The 17,522-nt window shown below is 70.5% G+C and carries 15 protein-coding genes and 2 tRNA genes; 14 read left to right on the top strand and 3 right to left on the bottom strand.

Annotated elements, in window-relative coordinates:
• Positions 1-316: 316 nt before the first annotated feature.
• The 7 genes from DEJ12_RS12715 to DEJ12_RS12685 all read left to right on the top strand — a co-directional run bounded on the left by DEJ12_RS12715 (position 317) and on the right by DEJ12_RS12685 (position 8,122).
• The gene (locus DEJ12_RS12715; protein ID WP_071405356.1) at positions 317-1,933 is read left to right on the top strand and encodes an ABC transporter substrate-binding protein; all 1,617 of its coding nucleotides are present in this window, start codon (positions 317-319) and stop codon (positions 1,931-1,933) included.
• 84 nt (positions 1,934-2,017) lie between these two features.
• On the top strand, positions 2,018-3,127 hold the full coding sequence (locus tag DEJ12_RS12710) for an ABC transporter permease (protein ID WP_372439454.1): 1,110 nt from the start codon (positions 2,018-2,020) through the stop codon (positions 3,125-3,127).
• Between the two features lie 2 nt (positions 3,128-3,129).
• Entirely contained in the window at positions 3,130-4,155 is a 1,026-nt protein-coding gene (locus DEJ12_RS12705; RefSeq protein ID WP_111030259.1) for an ABC transporter permease, read from the top strand.
• A complete protein-coding gene (locus DEJ12_RS12700; RefSeq protein ID WP_110864663.1) occupies positions 4,152-5,849 on the top strand; it encodes an ABC transporter ATP-binding protein in 1,698 nt (565 codons plus the stop codon). Before DEJ12_RS12705 ends, DEJ12_RS12700 begins: the two co-directional genes overlap by 4 nt.
• Before the next feature lie 148 nt (positions 5,850-5,997).
• Complete coding sequence (locus tag DEJ12_RS12695) at positions 5,998-6,927, top strand: ATP-binding cassette domain-containing protein (RefSeq protein ID WP_110864664.1); 930 nt, start codon at positions 5,998-6,000, stop codon at positions 6,925-6,927.
• The gene (locus DEJ12_RS12690) at positions 6,924-7,934 is read left to right on the top strand and encodes a D-isomer specific 2-hydroxyacid dehydrogenase family protein (RefSeq protein WP_258370577.1); all 1,011 of its coding nucleotides are present in this window, start codon (positions 6,924-6,926) and stop codon (positions 7,932-7,934) included. Before DEJ12_RS12695 ends, DEJ12_RS12690 begins: the two co-directional genes overlap by 4 nt.
• A 115-nt stretch (positions 7,935-8,049) precedes the next feature.
• Positions 8,050-8,122, top strand: a tRNA-Asn gene (locus DEJ12_RS12685).
• A gap of 201 nt (positions 8,123-8,323) precedes the next feature.
• Here DEJ12_RS12685 and DEJ12_RS12680 read toward each other — a convergent pair.
• Complete coding sequence (locus DEJ12_RS12680; protein ID WP_111030258.1) at positions 8,324-9,835, bottom strand: glycosyltransferase family 39 protein; 1,512 nt, start codon at positions 9,833-9,835, stop codon at positions 8,324-8,326.
• 52 nt (positions 9,836-9,887) lie between these two features.
• Here DEJ12_RS12680 and DEJ12_RS12675 point away from each other — a divergent pair, with 52 nt between their 5' ends.
• The gene (locus DEJ12_RS12675; protein ID WP_071405350.1) at positions 9,888-10,376 is read left to right on the top strand and encodes a hypothetical protein; all 489 of its coding nucleotides are present in this window, start codon (positions 9,888-9,890) and stop codon (positions 10,374-10,376) included.
• 70 nt (positions 10,377-10,446) lie between these two features.
• Here DEJ12_RS12675 and def read toward each other — a convergent pair whose 3' ends face one another.
• Positions 10,447-11,022, bottom strand: coding sequence for a peptide deformylase (def, locus tag DEJ12_RS12670; protein ID WP_071405349.1), 576 nt, complete (start codon positions 11,020-11,022; stop codon positions 10,447-10,449).
• Positions 11,023-11,061: 39 nt separating this feature from the next.
• On the opposite strand from def, the gene DEJ12_RS12665 reads away from it, so the two are divergent.
• The 6 genes from DEJ12_RS12665 (at position 11,062) to DEJ12_RS12640 (ending at position 16,021) form a co-directional block, all read left to right on the top strand.
• Positions 11,062-11,976: a DMT family transporter gene (locus DEJ12_RS12665; RefSeq protein WP_181433117.1), complete on the top strand. Its 915-nt coding sequence runs from the start codon at positions 11,062-11,064 to the stop codon at positions 11,974-11,976.
• 112 nt (positions 11,977-12,088) lie between these two features.
• A complete protein-coding gene (locus DEJ12_RS12660; protein WP_111030257.1) occupies positions 12,089-13,300 on the top strand; it encodes a glycosyltransferase in 1,212 nt (403 codons plus the stop codon).
• Positions 13,301-13,313: 13 nt separating this feature from the next.
• Positions 13,314-13,388 (top strand) — tRNA-Ile (locus tag DEJ12_RS12655).
• A gap of 7 nt (positions 13,389-13,395) precedes the next feature.
• Positions 13,396-14,520 carry an AI-2E family transporter gene (locus DEJ12_RS12650; protein ID WP_181433116.1) on the top strand — a complete coding sequence of 375 codons (1,125 nt, stop codon included), beginning with the start codon at positions 13,396-13,398 and terminating at the stop codon, positions 14,518-14,520.
• A complete protein-coding gene (locus tag DEJ12_RS12645) occupies positions 14,517-15,362 on the top strand; it encodes a DUF1684 domain-containing protein (protein WP_111030256.1) in 846 nt (281 codons plus the stop codon). The genes DEJ12_RS12650 and DEJ12_RS12645 overlap by 4 nt, the downstream gene beginning before the upstream one ends.
• Before the next feature lie 158 nt (positions 15,363-15,520).
• A complete protein-coding gene (locus DEJ12_RS12640; RefSeq protein ID WP_027465337.1) occupies positions 15,521-16,021 on the top strand; it encodes a DUF3145 domain-containing protein in 501 nt (166 codons plus the stop codon).
• A 240-nt stretch (positions 16,022-16,261) separates the two neighbouring features.
• Here the strand turns inward: DEJ12_RS12640 and DEJ12_RS12635 are convergent, their stop codons facing one another.
• On the bottom strand, positions 16,262-17,506 hold the full coding sequence (locus tag DEJ12_RS12635; protein WP_027465338.1) for a beta-ketoacyl synthase: 1,245 nt from the start codon (positions 17,504-17,506) through the stop codon (positions 16,262-16,264).
• Positions 17,507-17,522: the final 16 nt, after the last annotated feature.

The raw sequence follows: 17,522 nt of genomic DNA, 5'->3' as shown, positions 1-17,522 counted from the left end.
CGAGGGGGCGCGGCGGACGCGGGGTGGGGCTCCCGGCTGGGCGGCCGAGATCGCACGAACCGTCGCTCGACAGGCGCTTTCGAGTGCCAGACCGCCTCGGTTGCACCACGCAACTTTCGTGCGTGACGCGCCGCTCGACTCCGGCGGAATCATGCATCACGCGGCGGGCCCGTGCATTACAGCGGTGTAAACAAATCGCCCCCGGTTCGTTCTGTTCCGTGACAGGGTGATACCAATGAGCGTTCCTGGCCGGGCACACAGACGTTCCACCCTCCGGCTCAGGACTCTTGCAATCATGACCAGAGAGGCAGCGGACATGGCATCCGTGACCAAGTGGGGCAAGCGCGGCATCGCGCTCGGCGCCGGTGCAGCAGCGACGGCGCTGGTGCTGACCGGCTGCGCGAGCAGCAGCGTGAGTGACACCGAACTGAACGGCCTGAGCATCGGGACGACGGACAAGATCACGTCCCTCGACCCGGCCGGTTCCTACGACAACGGCTCCTTCGCCGTGCAGAACCAGGTGTTCCCGTTCCTGATGAACACGCCCGTGGGGAGCCCGGACGTCGAGCCGGACATCGCCACGAAGGCGGAGTTCACGAACCCGACCACCTACGAGGTCACCCTCAAGGACGGGCTCGAGTTCGCGAACGGCAACAAGCTCACGTCGAGCGACGTGAAGTTCTCGTTCGACCGCGAGCTGAAGATCAACAACGAGAACGGTCCGCAGTCGCTGCTGGCCAACCTCAAGAGCATCGACACCCCGGACGACACCACCGTGGTGTTCAACCTCGACCACGCCGACCAGACCTGGCCGCAGGTGCTCTCGAGCCCCGCGGGTCCGATCGTCGACGAGGACGTCTTCAGCGCGACGAAACTCACCAGCGCCGACGACATCGTCAAGGGCAAGGCCTTCGCCGGGCAGTACCAGATCAGCTCCTACAAGGAGAACGACACGATCCAGTACAAGACGAACCCGAAGTACGACGGCCTGCTCGGCAAGGCGAAGACCGACGAGGTCACCGCCAGCTACTACACCAAGGAGACCGACCTCAAGCTCGCCGTGCAGAAGGGCGACGTCGACGTGGCGTACCGCTCCCTGACGCCGACCGACATCTCGGACCTGCGCAAGGACGACTCCCTCAAGGTCACCGACGGCCCCGGCGGCGAGATCCGCTACGTGGTCTTCAACTTCAAGACGCAGCCGTTCGGCACCGGGCAGGACGACGCCGACGAGGCGAAGGCCCTGGCCGTGCGCCAGGCCGCGGCCGACGTGGTCGACCGTGCCCAGCTCGCGAAGGAGGTCTACAACGACACCTTCACCCCGCTGTACTCGATGGTCCCGGACGGCCTGACCGGCGCGGTCCAGCCGTTCAAGGAGATGTACGGCGACGGCGACGGCGGCGCGGACGTGTCCAAGGCGAAGAAGACGCTGTCGGACGCCGGCGTCAAGGGCAAGGTGCAGCTCGACATCCAGTACGCGCCCGACCACTACGGTTCGGCCTCGGACGACGAGTACGCGCTGCTCAAGCAGCAGCTCGAGGACTCCGGTCTGTTCACCGTCAACATCCAGTCGACGGTCTACACGACCTACGCCCAGGAGCGCACCAAGGACGCCTACCCCGTGTACCAGCTCGGCTGGTTCCCGGACTTCTCCGACGCCGACAACTACCTGTCGCCGTTCTTCACCAAGGAGAACTTCGTCCAGAACCACTACGACGACCCGGAGATCCAGGACCTCATCGCGAAGGAGCAGGCCGAGTCCGACCCGGACAAGCGTGCTGACCTGATCGAGCAGGCCCAGGAGCGCGAGGCCACCCAGATCTCGACGCTGCCGCTGCTGCAGGGCAAGTCCGTCGCGGTCGCCGGCAAGGACGTCAAGGGCCTGACCCTCGACGCCTCGTTCAAGTTCCGGTACGCCACCCTGAGCAAGTAGCACCAAGCCCCACGTGCAGGCCGCGGGCGTTCCCACGAGGGACGCCCGCGTGCCTGTGCAACGGCGACGAAAGGCACACACCCCGTGACCCTCAGCACTCCCGAGGCGACGCAGGACGTGAACGGCACCGATCCCACCAAGCCACAGGCACAACGCAGTGCCAAGAACAGTGGTGGCGGACTCGGCCGGTACATCCTCGTCAGGTTCCTCCTCATCATCCCGACCGTCTTCATCCTGGTGACGCTCGTGTTCTTCCTGATGCGCGTCATCGGGAACCCGATCACCGCGTCGGTCGGCGGTCGACTCACGCCCAGCCAGCTGCAGGAACGCCTGCACGCGGCCGGGTACGACCGCCCGGTGCTCGTGCAGTACTTCGAGTACCTCGGCAACATCCTGCGCGGCGACTTCGGCACCTCGTCGACGGACAACCGTCCGATCACCGACATCATCGTCACGTACGGCGGTGCGACGGCGGAGCTCGTGTTCTACGCGCTCATCGTCGCGCTGGTGCTCGGCATCCCGCTCGGCATGCTCGCCGCGTACACGCGTGACAAGTGGCCGGACGTGCTGCTCCGCGCGCTGGCGATCCTGACCTACGCCACGCCGGTGTTCTTCGGTGGTCTGCTGCTCAAGCTCGTGTTCTCGGTGTGGCTCGGCTGGTTGCCCCTCGGCGACCGGGCCTCGACCCGGGTGTCGCTCATCCTGGACGGCATCCCCGGCGCGAGCGGCATCTACATCATCGACGCGCTCCGCACCGGCAACGCCCAGGTCATCGGCGACGTGCTCCAGCACGCCGTCCTGCCCGCGCTGACGCTCGGCCTGCTCACCGCCGGCATCTTCCTGCGCCTGGTGCGCGCGAACATGATCGGGTCGCTCGGCTCCGAGTACGTCGACGCCGCCCGGTCCCGCGGTGTGCGCGAGTCGCGCTTGGTGCGCACTCACGCGTTCCGTCCGGCACTCGTGCCGATCATCACCGTGATGGGGCTGCAGATCGCGATGCTCCTGGGCGGCTCGGTGCTCACCGAGACGACCTTCGGGTGGCGCGGTCTGGGCTTCGAGCTCAACCAGTACCTGTCGGCCCGTGACTTCGTCGCGGTGCAGGGCATCGTCGCGATGCTGGCGGTGATCGTCGCGGTGACCAACTTCATCGTCGACGTCGTCGCCGCCCTGATCGACCCGAGAGTGAGGTTCTGACGATGGCCGACACCACCCTCGTCGACCGCCACGAGCCGCTCTGGAAGCGGCTCCCCGTGGTGGTCCAGCTCCGCCGGAGCACCGGCTGGCAGCGCGCCATGCTCATCGTCGGCGTGGTCATCTGCGCCCTCTACCTGCTCGTCGCGGTCTTCGCACCGCTCCTCGCCCCGTACGGCTTCGGCCAGCTGCAGGGCGCGGACGGGCAGAGCTTCCCGCGCACCGGCGCACCGAGTGCCGAGCACATCTGGGGCACGACGGTCGGCGGCTTCGACGTGTTCAGTCGCGTGCTCTACGGCGCCCGCACGGCCGTGCTCGTCGTCATCGTCGCCGTGATCGTCTCGATCATCGTCGGCGTCCTGCTCGGCATGGTCTCCGGGTACCTGGGCGGCTGGCTCGACCGCGTCCTGGTGGTCGTGGCCGACGCCATCTACGCGTTCCCGTCGCTGCTGCTCGCGATCATCGTGTCGATCGTCATCTCCGGCGGCAACTCGAGCTACTCGGGCGGCATCATCGCGGCGGCGATCTCGATCACCGTCGTGTACGTGCCGCAGTACTTCCGCGTGGTCCGCGCCGAGGCCGTCCGGCTGAAGAACGACGCGTTCGTCGAGTCGGCGCGCGTGATGGGCACGAACCCGTGGCGCATCATGACGCGTCACGTCCTGCGGAACTCGACCCGTTCGCTGCCGCTCATCCTGACGCTCAACGCGAGCGACGCGATCCTGACCCTGGCCGGCCTCGGCTTCCTCGGGTTCGGCATCGGCCCGACGTCCGGCGCCGAGTGGGGCTACGACCTGAGCCGTGCACTCTCGGACGTCGCGAGCGGCGTCTGGTGGACCGGTGTCTACCCGGGTGTCGCGATCGTGGTGCTCGTGCTCGGTGTGACCTTCATCGGCGAGAGCCTGAACGACATCTCCGACCCCCGCCTGCGTGCACGCCGACGCCTGAAGCAGCTCGTGTCGACGCGCGACACGCGCAACCCCGAGGCACCGCGCACCGCCGGGAACGACACGGAAGGGACGGGCGCATGACCCCGACCACCCGCCTGCAACCGGGCGACACCACCACCGAGCCGGTCGTCGTCGTCGACGACCTGACCGTCACCTTCGCGACCGACGGCGGCGCCGTCGACGCGGTCAAGGGCGTCAGCCTCGACGTCCGCCCCGGCGAGGTCCTCGCCCTGGTCGGCGAGTCCGGCTCGGGCAAGTCCGTCACGGCCCGCAGCATGCTGCGGCTCATGCCGGAGACGGCGACACTCGGCGGCGCGGTGCTGCTCGACGGCACCGACGTCGTGTCGGTCGGCTCGCAGAAGCTCCGCGAGCTCCGCGGGACCGCCGGCGCGATGGTGTTCCAGGAGCCGTCGACCGCGCTCAACCCGGTCTTCACCGTCGGGTGGCAGATCGCCGAGGGGCTCCGTGCCCACGGCGGCGTGTCCAAGAAGGAAGCACGGGCGAAGGCCATCGACTACCTCGGTCGCGTCGGCATCCCCGACCCCGAGACCCGCGTCGACCACTACCCGCACCAGTTCTCCGGCGGGCAGAAGCAGCGCGTGGTCATCGCGAGCGCACTGGCCCTCGAGCCGAGCGTCATCATCGCGGACGAACCGACGACGGCACTCGACGTCACGGTGCAGGCCGAGATCCTCGACCTGCTGCGCCGGTGCCGCGACGAGTTCGGCACCGCGATCGTCGTCATCACGCACAACATGGGCGTGGTCGCCGACCTGGCCGACCGCGTCGCCGTGATGTACCAGGGCGAGATCGTCGAGGAAGCGACGGCGACGGCACTCTTCGCGACGCCCCAGGCCGACTACACCAAGCGGCTGCTCGCGGCGGTCCCTCGGCTCGAGGCGTCCACCGGGGTGGCCCGGCGCGCCGCGATCTCCGAGGACGTCACGCCGCTGGTCGAGGCGAAGGGACTCGAGATCGAGTACCCCGGGCGGCTCGGCTCGCCGGCGTTCAAGGCGGTCAAGGGCGTCGACCTGGCGATCCGTCCCGGTGAGGTCCTCGGCCTGGTGGGGGAGTCCGGCTCGGGCAAGACCACCATCGGCCGGGCCATGGCGGGCCTGACGAAGGTCACCGGCGGCTCGCTCAAGGTCCTCGGCGCCGAGATGCTCGGGTACCGCGAACGCGACTTCAAGCACCTGCGCAAGGACATCGGCTTCGTGTTCCAGGACCCGGCGACCTCGTTCAACCCGCTGCTGACGATCGCCGAGTGCGTCGCCGAGCCGCTGGTCGTGCACAAGGAGGTCTCGAGCCCCCGTGCCGCGCGCAAGCGGGTGGACGAGCTGCTCGAGGCCGTGCAGCTGCCGGCCGCCTACGGCGACCGCTACCCGCACGAGCTCTCCGGCGGGCAGCGCCAGCGTGCATCGCTCGCCCGGTCGCTCGCGCTCCGGCCGAAGCTGCTCATCGCCGACGAGCCGACGAGTGCGCTCGACGTCTCCGTGCAGGCCCGGGTGCTCGAGCTCTTCCTCGAGCTGCAGCAGGACCTCGGCTTCGCCTCGCTGTTCATCAGCCACGACCTCGCGGTCGTCGGCGCGCTGTCCGACCGGATCGCGGTGCTGTACCGCGGCGACCTGGTCGAGACGGGCACGACGGCGCAGGTCCTCGGCGCGCCGCAGCACCCCTACACGCAGCGGCTCCTCGCGTCGCTGCCGGTGCCGGACCCAGCCGAGCAGGCGGAGCGACGGCGTACGCTGGAGCGACTGGAGAACGTCGGGTCCTGACCCGACGTGACCCGCCCTGGAGGCCCGCCCAGCGTCGTCGACGCACGCCGGGCCTCCAGGGCGGTCGTCTCCACTGCTGCACGCACGACGGACCTGCCAGGGCGGCCCGTCGCGAACCGCCGCCAGGGGGCGGCGTGGAAGGGGACCCATGATCGCGGTCAACGGACCGGCGGTCGTCGCGGACGACGTGTCGATCGAGTACCGGGGCGGACGCGGGGGCGAGTCCATCCGGGCCGTCGACGGCGTGAGCCTCACGGTCCGGCAGGGGGAGATCCTCGCCCTGCTCGGTGAGTCGGGATCGGGCAAGTCGACCTTCGCCGCCGCCATCGCCGGCCAGCTCGGATCCCACGGCGAGGGCGAGGGCGCCCTCCGTCGGCACATCGTCGGCGGCGAGCTGACCGTGCTCGGCCAGAAGACCCGGGGCCTCCGTCCCTCGTCGCGCAAGCTCGAACGGCTGAGCGGCCGGATCGGGTACCTGCCGCAGGACGGCGCCGACCGGCTCAGCCCGGACCTGACCGTCGGCGAGGCCGTCGCCGAGCCGATCTACGCCCGCGACCGCCGGTTCGACCGGCGCGAGGCCGGGCTCATCGTCGCCCGGCTGCTCGACGCGGTGCACCTGCCGCTCGGGGCGATGCGCCTGAACACCTGGGAGCTCTCGAGCGGGCAGCGTCAGCGTGTCGCCCTGGCGAAGGCGCTCGTGCTCGAGCCCCAGCTGCTGGTCGCGGACGAACCGGCGCGTGGCGTCGACGTACTCGTGCGGCAGTCCGTGCTCGAGGCCCTGGCGACCCTGCAGCGCGGCCGGCAGTTCTCTGCCGTCGTCGTGTCCAGCGACCTGCGCGAGGCCCGCGCCCTCGCCGACCGCGTCGCCGTGATGGCCGATGCCCGGCTCGTCGGGCTCGGCACCTTCGACGAGGTCCTCGACAACCCGGTCGACCCCTACGTGAAGACCCTCGCCTCGACCGCGGCCCGCGGCGTGAAGCGTCGTCCGGCACCGACGACGGCCCGCCGTTCGTCCGCGCCGCGCCGTCCGCTCGCCGCCGGCACCGGCCCGCGCACCGACCGTCAGGAGAACGCGTGAGCACCACCGACCAGCGCCCCCGCGGCCACCGCGCCGTCGTCCCCACGTCGGGTGCACCGCTGCCGATCGACGCTCCGCAGCCCGGGCCGGTCGCCGTGCTGCCGGAACCGACGGACCTGCACGTGGACGCCGTGACCGAGGCCGGCGGCACCGTCGCGCCGCTCGACGCCGACACCCGCGGGGTCGTCTGGCTCGACCCCCGCGACCCGGCCGGCCTCGCCGACGCGCTGTCGTCGGCACCGGGGGTGGGGTGGGTGCAGCTGCCGTTCGCCGGCGTCGACGCCTTCGCGCACCTGATCCAGGAGCACGGCGACCGCGTGCTGTTCACCTCGGCCAAGGGTGCCTACGCGGAGCCGGTCGCCGAGCACGCGCTGGCGTTGACCCTCGGCACGCTCCGGGTCCTGCAGAAGCGCGCTCGTGCGTCGTCGTGGGCGACCGAGCCCGAGGGTGTCTCGCTGTACGGGCGGAACGTCGTCGTGATCGGTGCCGGCGGGATCGCCCTCGAGTACCTCCGGCTGCTCGCGCCGTTCGACGTCGACGTCACGGTCGTGCGCCGCTCGCCCGAGCCCGTGCCCGGAGCCGCGCGGACCGTCACCACCGACGAGCTCGACCGGGTCCTGCCCGACGCCGACGTCGTGATGATCGCGGCGGCGATGACCTCGGGCACCGCGAAGCTCTTCGGCGAGCAGCAGTTCCGCATCATGAAGCCGTCCGCCCGGCTCGTGAACATCGCCCGCGGGGGCCTCGTGGACACCGATGCACTGGTCGCCGCCCTGCGCGCGGGGGAGATCGCCGCGGTCGGCCTCGACGTCACCGATCCCGAGCCGCTGCCCGACGGGCACCCGCTGTGGTCGGAGCCCGGCGCGGTCATCACCCCGCACCAGGCCGACACCCCGGAGATGGTCGCACCGCTGCTCGCCGAGCGCGTCCGGCTCAACGCCGCGGCGTTCCTCGGGGGCGACGGCGAGGGCTTCGTCGGCGTCGTCGACCCGGTCGCCGGGTACTGACACGGGGGCCTCGGGGCGCGGCGCGCCCGGGCGGCGTGTCCGATGCGGTGGAGGGCCTCGGCGTCCTGCTATGCTGTTACCCGTTGTTCGCACGTCATTCGCCAGCGGACAGTGATCCTCGATAGCTCAATTGGCAGAGCAGCCGGCTGTTAACCGGCAGGTTGTTGGTTCGAGTCCAACTCGGGGAGCGACAGGTCCTCATCCCTTCGGGGGTGGGGACCTTTTGCGTTGCGGACGGTGAGGAAGACGCCGGCGTCTTCGATGCACCCCGCCCCGTGCTCGAGACGCCTCCGGATTCGGCGGTGTCTCGCCGGTTCGGGTGCGTCCTGACAGGACGCCGGCGTGTGCGCGGGACGCCGGCGTCTGCGCGGGACGCCGGCGTGTGCGGGTCAGCGGTCGTCGGGCTCTTCGGGCTCGATGCTGAGGGTGCCGTCACGGTTGTTGTCGTTGATCACGCCGGTCTTCGTGACGTAGACGTCCAGGTAGTCGAGCCGGAAGTGCTCGAGCTGGTCGTCGTACTCCGTCAGGAACGTGCGGACCTGCTTCGGCATGGGGCGCCGGTCGTCGTGGCCGACCACCACCGCGTCGAACGGTCCGAGCTGCGGCTTCTGCGTGCCACGGTCGCCGAAGTAGATGCGCCAGGTGTTCGCGCTGAACCGGGCGAACAGGACGTTCTCGTCGTCCTTGCCACGGACCTCGAGCGCGTCCGTCAACATCGCGATCCCGCTCGGACGGGTCTGCACGACGGCGACGCCCAGCCGTGCGACCGGGATGAGCAGCGCGGCGACGAGCACTGCCGCCGCAATGCGTCCGACGGGCGGCCGGACGGTCGCCAGTCGCCCGTACCCGATCGCCGCCAAGGCGATGATGAACGGCATCCACGCGTCGTAGTAGTACGGCAGCGAGACGTTGGCGACGATGACGTAGAAGACGAGGAAGACACCGAGGGCGATGCCGAGGTACGCGACCAGGCGGTCCGGTCGGACGACGAGGGCGGCGACCACACCGATGGTCAGGACGGTGAGCAGCAACCAGCCCGTGCCGTCGGCGAGGAAGGCGAAGTTCGCCCACCACGGTGCCGCCGGGTAGATCGTCCCGAGGATGGTCGTCGGGTGCCCGTGGGCGTTCTGCTGCGCCTGGAACCGGAGCATCTGCCCGATGGCCCCGAAGAGCCCGACCGGCAGGTAGACGACCACGAACACGACCACGAACGCGATGCCGCCGTACAGCGCACCGACCCCCAGGTCGCGCCACCGACGGAACAGCAGCGGGAGTGCTCCCACGGCGAGGACGAGCACTGCCGTCGACACCTTCGAGGTCACGGACAGTGCGAGCAGCGCACCCGATGCGGCCACCCACCACCGGTTGCCGGTCCGCATCCAGCGCCAGGCCGCGGCGAGCGAGGCGACGGCGAAGAAGACCATGAGGGGTTCGAGCATCGCGAACCGGTCGATGCGGACACCGATGACCGACCCGGCTTCCGCCCAGGACGAGCCCGAGCCACGCGGCGTCAGCCACCACATCGCCGCCGCGGTCAGGCCGGTCCAGAAGCCGACTTCGCGTCGCAGCCAGAGGAACAGGACGACACCCGTGCCGAGCATCGCGGTCGCAGCCACCAGCCTCGGCCCGAGCGGCCCCTGTCCCACCAGGAGCTGCGCCACGCCGTACACGTACTTCGCGAGCGGCGGGTGCTCGAGGTTGAGCGAGAAGTTCCCGTGCACGTAGGCCCAGCTCGCGCGGAGGTACACGAACTCGTCGTTCACGATGGTCGGACGGCCGAGGTGCCAGTAGGCGACGAACACAGCAGCCAGGGCGACGACCACGAGGGCCGTCGCACGGACGGGGCGGGAGTGCAGGCGGGGGATGAGGACCTCCAGGACAGGGCGATGCCGGACCATCATCGCAGGAGCCGCCGTACGGGTCGTCCGCAGCGCTTGCTGTTAGCGTTCACAGGTGCACCGTTCCCGTTCGCCTCGACTCACGCTCCTCGGCGTCGTCGTCGCCGTGACGGCGGTGCTCACCGGCTGCAGCAGTGTCGGCCCGGACACCGACGCGTCCGAGGACCCGACGAGCTCGGACACCGGCCTGGGCTCGGGCGCGTCGCCCGTGGTCTTCGCGTTCGTCTGCGCCGCCGACGGATCGGACAGCGAGACCTACACCACCTACTCGGCGGTGTGGGAGGCCGAGCGCGCCGACTGCTCGGCGAAGCGCCTGACCGGGTCGGTGCCGTCGAGCCAGCAGCAGGCCGCGGTGGCGGCGGCGCGCGGTGACGCGACCCTGGTCGAGCTCGCGAGCACGTGCGCGGTCCGCGGCTCGGCGCCGTGGACGTCGGCGGTCGCCGACGCGCGCGGTGCGCACGTGGCCGCCGGGCTCCTGCGGTACTGCCCGGGGCACCCGGAGACCGACCGCCTGCGGGACGCACTGGCTGCCTACCGGGGCTGAGCCGGGCCTCCAGGCCGCCCGCCGGACCAGCGACGGGCTGGACGGCACCGGGTGCCGACGCCGACGGGCGTCAGCCCTCGGGGTGGTCGCGACCCGGCAACCAGGACTGGCCGGGGCCGCCCCAGCTGCTCTTGCGGATCGCCTTGGCGACCTGCTTACCGTAGGGGTGCACCAGGCGGTCGGCGTAGAGCCAGCCGTCCAGGTGGTCGTACTCGTGCTGGAAGATCCGGGCCAGCCAGCCGTGCGCCTCGACCTCGAACGGGGTGCCGTGCTCGTCGAAGGCCCGAAGCAGGGCGCCCTCGGAGCGGCGGAGCGGGAACCGCTCACCAGGGATCGACAGGCAGCCCTCGGACTCCTCGTCCTCGTCGAGCTCCTCGACGGACTCGGGGACCGGGGGCGTGATCCACAGGACGGGGTTCACGGCGGCGCCCCGGTGCAGGACGTCGTCGTCGTCGGTGTAGGAGTACACGAACAGGCGCTTGCCGACGCCCACCTGCGGACCGGCCAGGCCGACGCCCGGTGCCAGGTCCATGGTCTCGAGCATGTCGGCGACGAGGGTGCGGAGGTCGTCATCGAACGCGGTGACCTCGGCTGCACGCTCGTGCAGGACGGGTTCGCCGGTGATGCGGATCGGGAGAACGGCCATTCACCCAGGTTATCCGGCGGGGGACGGTAGCCTCGACGCGTGACGACGGACCTCCAGCTGCCCGACGCCGTGAGCAACCTCACGCCGTTCCAGGCGCTGATGATCCCGGTGGCGCTGATCGGTGCGGTGTTCCTGTCGCTCGGGGCGCAGTTCCAGAGCCGCGGGGTCCAGCGGGTCGAGGCGCGTCTCGGTCGGCAGTCGAAGGGGCTGAGCGTCCGACACGTCGTCGGGCTCGTCTCGAGCGGCTACTGGGTGCTCGGCACGCTCATGCTCGGCATCGCGGTGGTGCTCCAGCTCATCAGCATCACGTTCGCGCCCCTGATCGTCGTGCAGCCCCTGGGTGCTGTGGCCCTCGTCATCACGACGTGGTTCTCGTCGCGGTCGTCGGGTGTGCCGCTCGGTCGGCGTGCGCGGCGGGCCGTGTGGACGTGCATCATCGGTGTCGGCATCTTCGTCGGGATCGCGGCGTTCGTCGGGCACGAGAGCGCGATCACCCGCCAGCAGCTCGTCACCGTGCTGGTGATCCTCGCCGTCGTGCTGGTACTCGTGCTGGTGTCGTTCCGGTTGGTCGCCAAGCACCGCAGTGCGCTCTACTACATCGTCGGGGCGGGGGTGCTCTACGGGTTCGTGGCGACGCTGGCCAAGGTGGTGCTGAACCGGTTCGTGAACGGCACCTTCGACTGGTTGACCGTGCTCGCCATCGTCGGGGTGGTCGTGGCGGCGTCGCTCGGCGGGTACTTCGTGCAGAACGCGTACTCGAGCGGCTCGGCCGACCTCGTGATCGCGGGGTTGACGGTGATCGACCCGATCGTCGCGGTCGGCATCGGCGTGATCGTGCTCGGCGAGGCCTCGGGGGCGCCGTGGTTCGCGGTCGCGGGCTTCGTGGTGGCCGCGGGCATCGCCATCACCGGGGTGTTCCTGCTCGCCAAGCACCACCCGCAGAGCCGGGGCTGACGCAGCGCGTCCGGTGGTGCCGCCCTCATCCGCGCGGCTGACGCGACCGTCGATCCTGGTGCGATAGCGTCACTGCCGACCAGCCATCGCCCACGAGAGGACGAACTCAGCCGTGTCAGGAGACGCCACCACCGCCACCGCCGGACCGACGGAAGCGACGGGCGGTCACCGACCGTTGCGCGTGCTGATCGCAGCGGACACCTTCGCCCCCGACGTCAACGGCGCCGCCACCTTCGCCGAGCAGCTCGCTGTCGGCCTGGCCGAGCGCGGGCACGAGGTGCACGTCGTGGCCCCGGCCTCGAGCCGCCACTACGGCACCTTCGACGAGGAGCACCACGGCGTCACGCTCGTCGTGCACCGCCTGAAGTCGTACAAGTGGCCGCTGCACCCGTGGCTGCGCTTCGTGTGGCCGTGGAGCGTCCGGAAGTGGACCGCCCCGATCCTCGACGCCGTCAAGCCGGACGTGCTGCACATCCAGTCGCACGTGGTCATCGGCCGCGGCATCGTGCACGAGGCGAACGACCGCGGCATCCGGGTCATCGCGACGAACCACTTCATGCCGGAGAACCTGCTCGAGTACACGCCGTTCGGCAAGTGGACGCTGCCCCTCGCGCTGAAGATCGCGTGGAGCGACGCCGCCAAGACCTACCGGCTGGCGGACACCATCACGACGCCGACGAACCTGGCCGCCGACTACCTGCGGAAGGCCATCGCCGGCCAGCAGGTCCTCGCGATCTCGTGCGGCATCGACGCGTCCCGGTACGTGGCGCGCGAGGGACGCCCGGTCAACAACGACATCGTCTTCGTGGGCCGTGTGGCCCCCGAGAAGAACCTCGACGTGCTCGTCCGCGCGGTGGCGCTGCTGCCCGCCGAGCTGTCGGCGACGCTGACCATCGTCGGCGACGGCGAGATGATCCCGAAGCTGACCGCGTTGGCGAAGGAGCTCGGGCTCGAGGACCGCGTGCGGTTCCTGGGGTTCGTCTCCGACGAGCGCAAGCAGGAGGCCCTGACCAACGCGACGGTGTTCGCGATGCCGTCGACGGCGGAACTGCAGAGCATCTCGTCGCTCGAGGGGATGGCGTCCGGGCTGCCGGTCGTCGCCGCCGACTCGATGGCGCTGCCGCACCTGATCGACGGCAACGGGTACCTGTTCACCCCGGGCGACGTGGACGACCTGGCGGCGAAGCTCACGACGGTGCTCACCGCGCCCGAGTCGGAGTACGTGGCGATGCGGGATCGCAGTCTGGCCATGATCGAGGCACACGACATCAACCGCACGCTGTCGACGTTCGAGTCGCTGTATCGTGGTGAGCCGGTGGCCTGAGGGTCTCCGGCGAGGGGCGGTAGCCAAGCTGGTCAAGGCAGTCGGCTCATAACCGAACGATCCGCGGGTTCGAGTCCCGCCCGCCCTACGTGCACATGCCAAGGAAGCGCGACACGTCGCAGGACGACCACGCACCGACACCGAACGTCACCTTCGAGGTGACCCGTGGCGGTACCGGTGTGCGCGTGAACGCCTTCCGTCTCGGGTTCATGGGTGCCATCGGGGTGCTCGTCGCGCTGCTCGCCGGTGCGATCATCAACGAGCTCAGCACGGTCCTGGTCTACATCGGGGTCGCGCTGTTCCTGGCACTCGGCATCGACCCGCTCGTGTCGTTCCTGGAGCGGATCATCCCGCGCTGGTCCGCCATCACGATCGTCGTGGTCGCCGTCCTCGGGGCCTTCGCCGGCATCGTGTTCGCCGTGGTGCCGATCCTGGTGGAACAGGCGTCGAACCTGATCCAGAACTTCCCCGACATCGTGCAGGACATCTCGCAGCAGCAGTGGGTGCAGGACCTGTCGAAGCAGTTCGCCGGGTCGTTCGACATCGACCACGCCCTGCAGTCGCTGCAGTCGTTCGTCGAGAAGCCGGGCAACCTGCTCAGCGTCGGCGGCGGGATCCTGGCGGTCGGCAGCGGCATCCTGTCCGGCGTCACCGGGGCGCTCATCGTCATCATCCTGATGCTCTACTTCCTCGCGTCGATGCGGGGCATGAAGCGTGCGACGTACCGGTTCGTGCCGGCGTCGCGCCGCCAGAACTTCATCGACGTGAGCGAGCAGATCACGCAGGCCGTCGGCCGCTACGTCGTCGGGCAGGTGTCGCAGGCGCTCATCAACGGCATCCTCAGCTTCATCTTCCTGATCATCATCGGGGCGCCGCTGCCCGTGCTGCTCGCGTCGTTCGCGTTCCTCGGTTCGCTCATCCCGCTCGTCGGCACGCTCGCCGCCGCGATCGTCATCTCGCTGCTCTGCTTCTTCGCGTCGCCGGCCACCGCCCTCGCCGCCGCCATCTACTACCTCGTCTACATGCAGGTCGAGGCCTACCTGATCTCCCCGCGCATCATGTCGCGGGCGGTCCAGGTGCCCGGCGCGCTCGTGGTCATCGCGGCGGTCGCGGGCGGCACGATCGGCGGCGTGCTCGGCGCACTCGTGGCGCTGCCCGTCGCGGCGTCGGTCATCATCATCGTGCAGAAGGTCATCTACCCCCGCCAGGAGCAGGCGTGACGAGCGGCACCGGCGCACCCGACGACGCGGTCGTCGCCGCCTTCGCCGAGCACGTCCACGACCGTGACCGCTGGGCGCGCAGTGTCCGTGGGCCGCTCGCCCTGGTGAACGCCCAGCACGTCGACCACCCGCAGCCGGTCTGGCCGGTCCCCGGGACGTGGGCCCCGGCCGTCGGCGGACTCACCGTGACGGCCGAGGCCTCCGACGGTGTCGTCGTCGACGGCGTCCCGGTCGACGGTTCGGTCCTGGTGGCCGGGGACACCGCCGTCGTGCCGTCGACCGTCGCGCTGCCGGACGGCTTCGCCGGCACCGTCAGCGGCGACACCCTGCGCGTCTGGGACCCGTCGTCCGAGGCGATCGCCCGCTTCGCGCAGATCGCCCGCTTCGCGTGGTCCGGCGACTGGGTGACGTCCGGCACGTACGTCCCGCTGGCGGGAGACGACCTGGAGGCCCGTGGCAGCGTCCGCGACGCCGCCGGCGACGCCCTGCCGGTCGCCGGACACGTCGAGACCGTCGTGGGTGGTGCAACGGTGCGGTTCGTCGCCGTCCGGTCGGCTGCCCACCGCGGAGCCCCGCGGCTGCAGCTCATCGTGCAGGACGCCACGAGTGCCCTGCCCGAGGACGACCCGGGCAGCACCTACTCGATGGGTCGGTTCCTGTACCTCGACGACCCCGGCATGCAGGCGACGGTCGAGCTCGACTGGAACCTGCTGGTCCTGCCGCCGTGCGCGTTCTCGTACCAGTACGCGTGCCCGATCCCACCGGAGGACAACCGCGTCCCGGTGCCGATCACGGCGGGGGAGCGACACCCGGTCGACGCCAACGGTGCCGTCCTGCACTGATCGGGGTCGGTTCCTTGCCGTTCCCAGCCGCAGCGCTGCATAATGGGCGTGTCCCGTCGGGACATCACAATCGCATACCGATGGTTCCGTGGCCCCTCGGGTCAGGATCCTCCGCACCAGGTCGATGGGGAAGTCGCACCTGACGTATCGGAGGAACCGTGAACGGAACGACGACAGGAGTGCTCTACGTGCACTCCTCACCCCGCGCGCTCTGCCCGCACGTCGAATGGGCAGCAGGTCGCGCGATGAACCGCGCCGTGAACTTCTCGTGGCTCGACCAGCCCGCGCAGGACGGTGCGCGCCGGACCGAGTACACGTGGACCGGTGCGGTGGGCGCCGGTGCCGCGATCGCGTCGGCCCTGCGCGGGTGGGAACACCTGCGGTACGAGGTCACCGAGGAGCCGACGAGCGCCTCGGACGGCGGTCGCTGGATGCACACGCCCGACCTCGGGGTGTTCTACGCGCAGACCGACGTCACGGGCAACATGGTCATCCCCGAGGACCGGGTGCGCTACGCGATGGAGGTCGCGGGCAGCAACGCCCTCGAGCTGCACCGTGAGCTCCGGCTCGCCCTCGGGCAGGCCTGGGACGACGAGCTCGAGCCCTTCCGCCACGCGGCCGAGGGCAACCCGGTCGTCTGGCTGCACCGCGTCGGCTGAGCCAACTCGCAACACGCCGGCGTCTCGGGTGCGCCGGACGCCGACGTCGGGTGCGCAACACGCCGGCGTGCTGTCCTGACGCCGCCGAAGACTCGAGACGCCGCCGAATACGGCGGCGTCTCGTCGTTTCCGGGGCGCCTCAGCGACACGACGGCGTGTTGCCGGGACTCCAACCGGCACCGGAACGACGGAAGCCCGCCCCGACGACGCGGGACGGGCCTCCTGGCAGGGTGGGACGGATCAGACGCTACGGAACGCGACCACGGCGTTGTGGCCGCCGAAGCCGAACGAGTTGCTGACCGCGAGCAGGTCACCCTCGGGCAGCGCGCGCGGCTCGCGGGCGACGTCCATGACGATCTCCGGGTCCTGGTCGTGCAGGTTGATCGTCGGCGGGGCGACGCGGTTGTGCAGCGCGAGGACGGTGAAGACCGCCTCGATCGCACCGGCACCACCGAGCAGGTGGCCCGTCGAGGCCTTGGTCGCGGACACCACGACGTCGTCCAGGTGGTCGCCGAAGACCCGACGCATCGCGTGGTACTCGGCGACGTCACCGACGGGGGTCGAGGTGGCGTGCGCGTTGACGTGCACGACGTCCTCGATGCTCGCGTCGGCGTGCTCGAGGGCCTGCAGGACCGCACGGGCGGCGGCGCTGCCCTCGGGGTCCGGCGCGGTGATGTGGAAGGCGTCCGAGGTGATGCCGGAGCCGGCGACCTCGGCGTAGATCGTCGCGCCGCGGGCCTCGGCGTGCTCCTTCGACTCGAGGATGAGCGCCGCTGCGCCGTCACCGAGCACGAAGCCGTCACGCGTGACGTCGTAGGGACGCGACGCGGTCTCGGGGGAGTCGTTCCGGCGCGACAGGGCCTGCATCGCGGCGAACGCGGCCAGCGGGAGCGGGTGCAGCGCGGCCTCGGCGCCACCGGTGATGACGATGTCGGCGTCGCCGTCGGCGATGTGCCGGTACGCCTCGGCCAGCGACTCGGTCGACGACGCGCAGGCGGACAGGTAGGTGCGGGCACCACCACGGGCGCCGAACTCCATCTCGATGGCGGCGGCGGGGCCGTTCGCCATGAGCATCGGGACCGTCATCGGCAGGACGCGACGCGGACCCTTCTCGCGCAGGGTGTCCCAGGCGTCGAGCAGCGTGTTCACGCCGCCGATGCCGGTCGCCCAGTCGACGATGAGGCGCTCGGGCACGACCGACTCGTCGTCGATGCCGGCGTCGGCCCAGGCCTCGCGCGCCGCGACGAGCGACAGCTGCGACGAGGGGTCGAGGCGCTTCGACTCGGGGCGGGTGAGCTGGTCGGTGAGGAACCGGCGCGCCTGGCCGGCGAACTCCACCGGGAGTTCCAGCTCGGCGTAGCGGGGGTCCTCGATGCGGGTGATGCCGGACTTGCCGGCGAGCAGCGCGTCCCAGGTGTCCGGGGCGGTCGCGGCGAGGGGTGAGATCGCACCGATCCCGGTGACGACGACGGTCTTCTTGGTCATGGGACGACGTGCTCTT

Origin of the sequence: Curtobacterium sp. MCLR17_059, from assembly GCF_003234665.1 — a bacterium.
In the GTDB taxonomy this organism is placed as follows: domain Bacteria; phylum Actinomycetota; class Actinomycetes; order Actinomycetales; family Microbacteriaceae; genus Curtobacterium; species Curtobacterium flaccumfaciens.
This window is presented reverse-complemented; position numbering and strand designations above follow the sequence as displayed.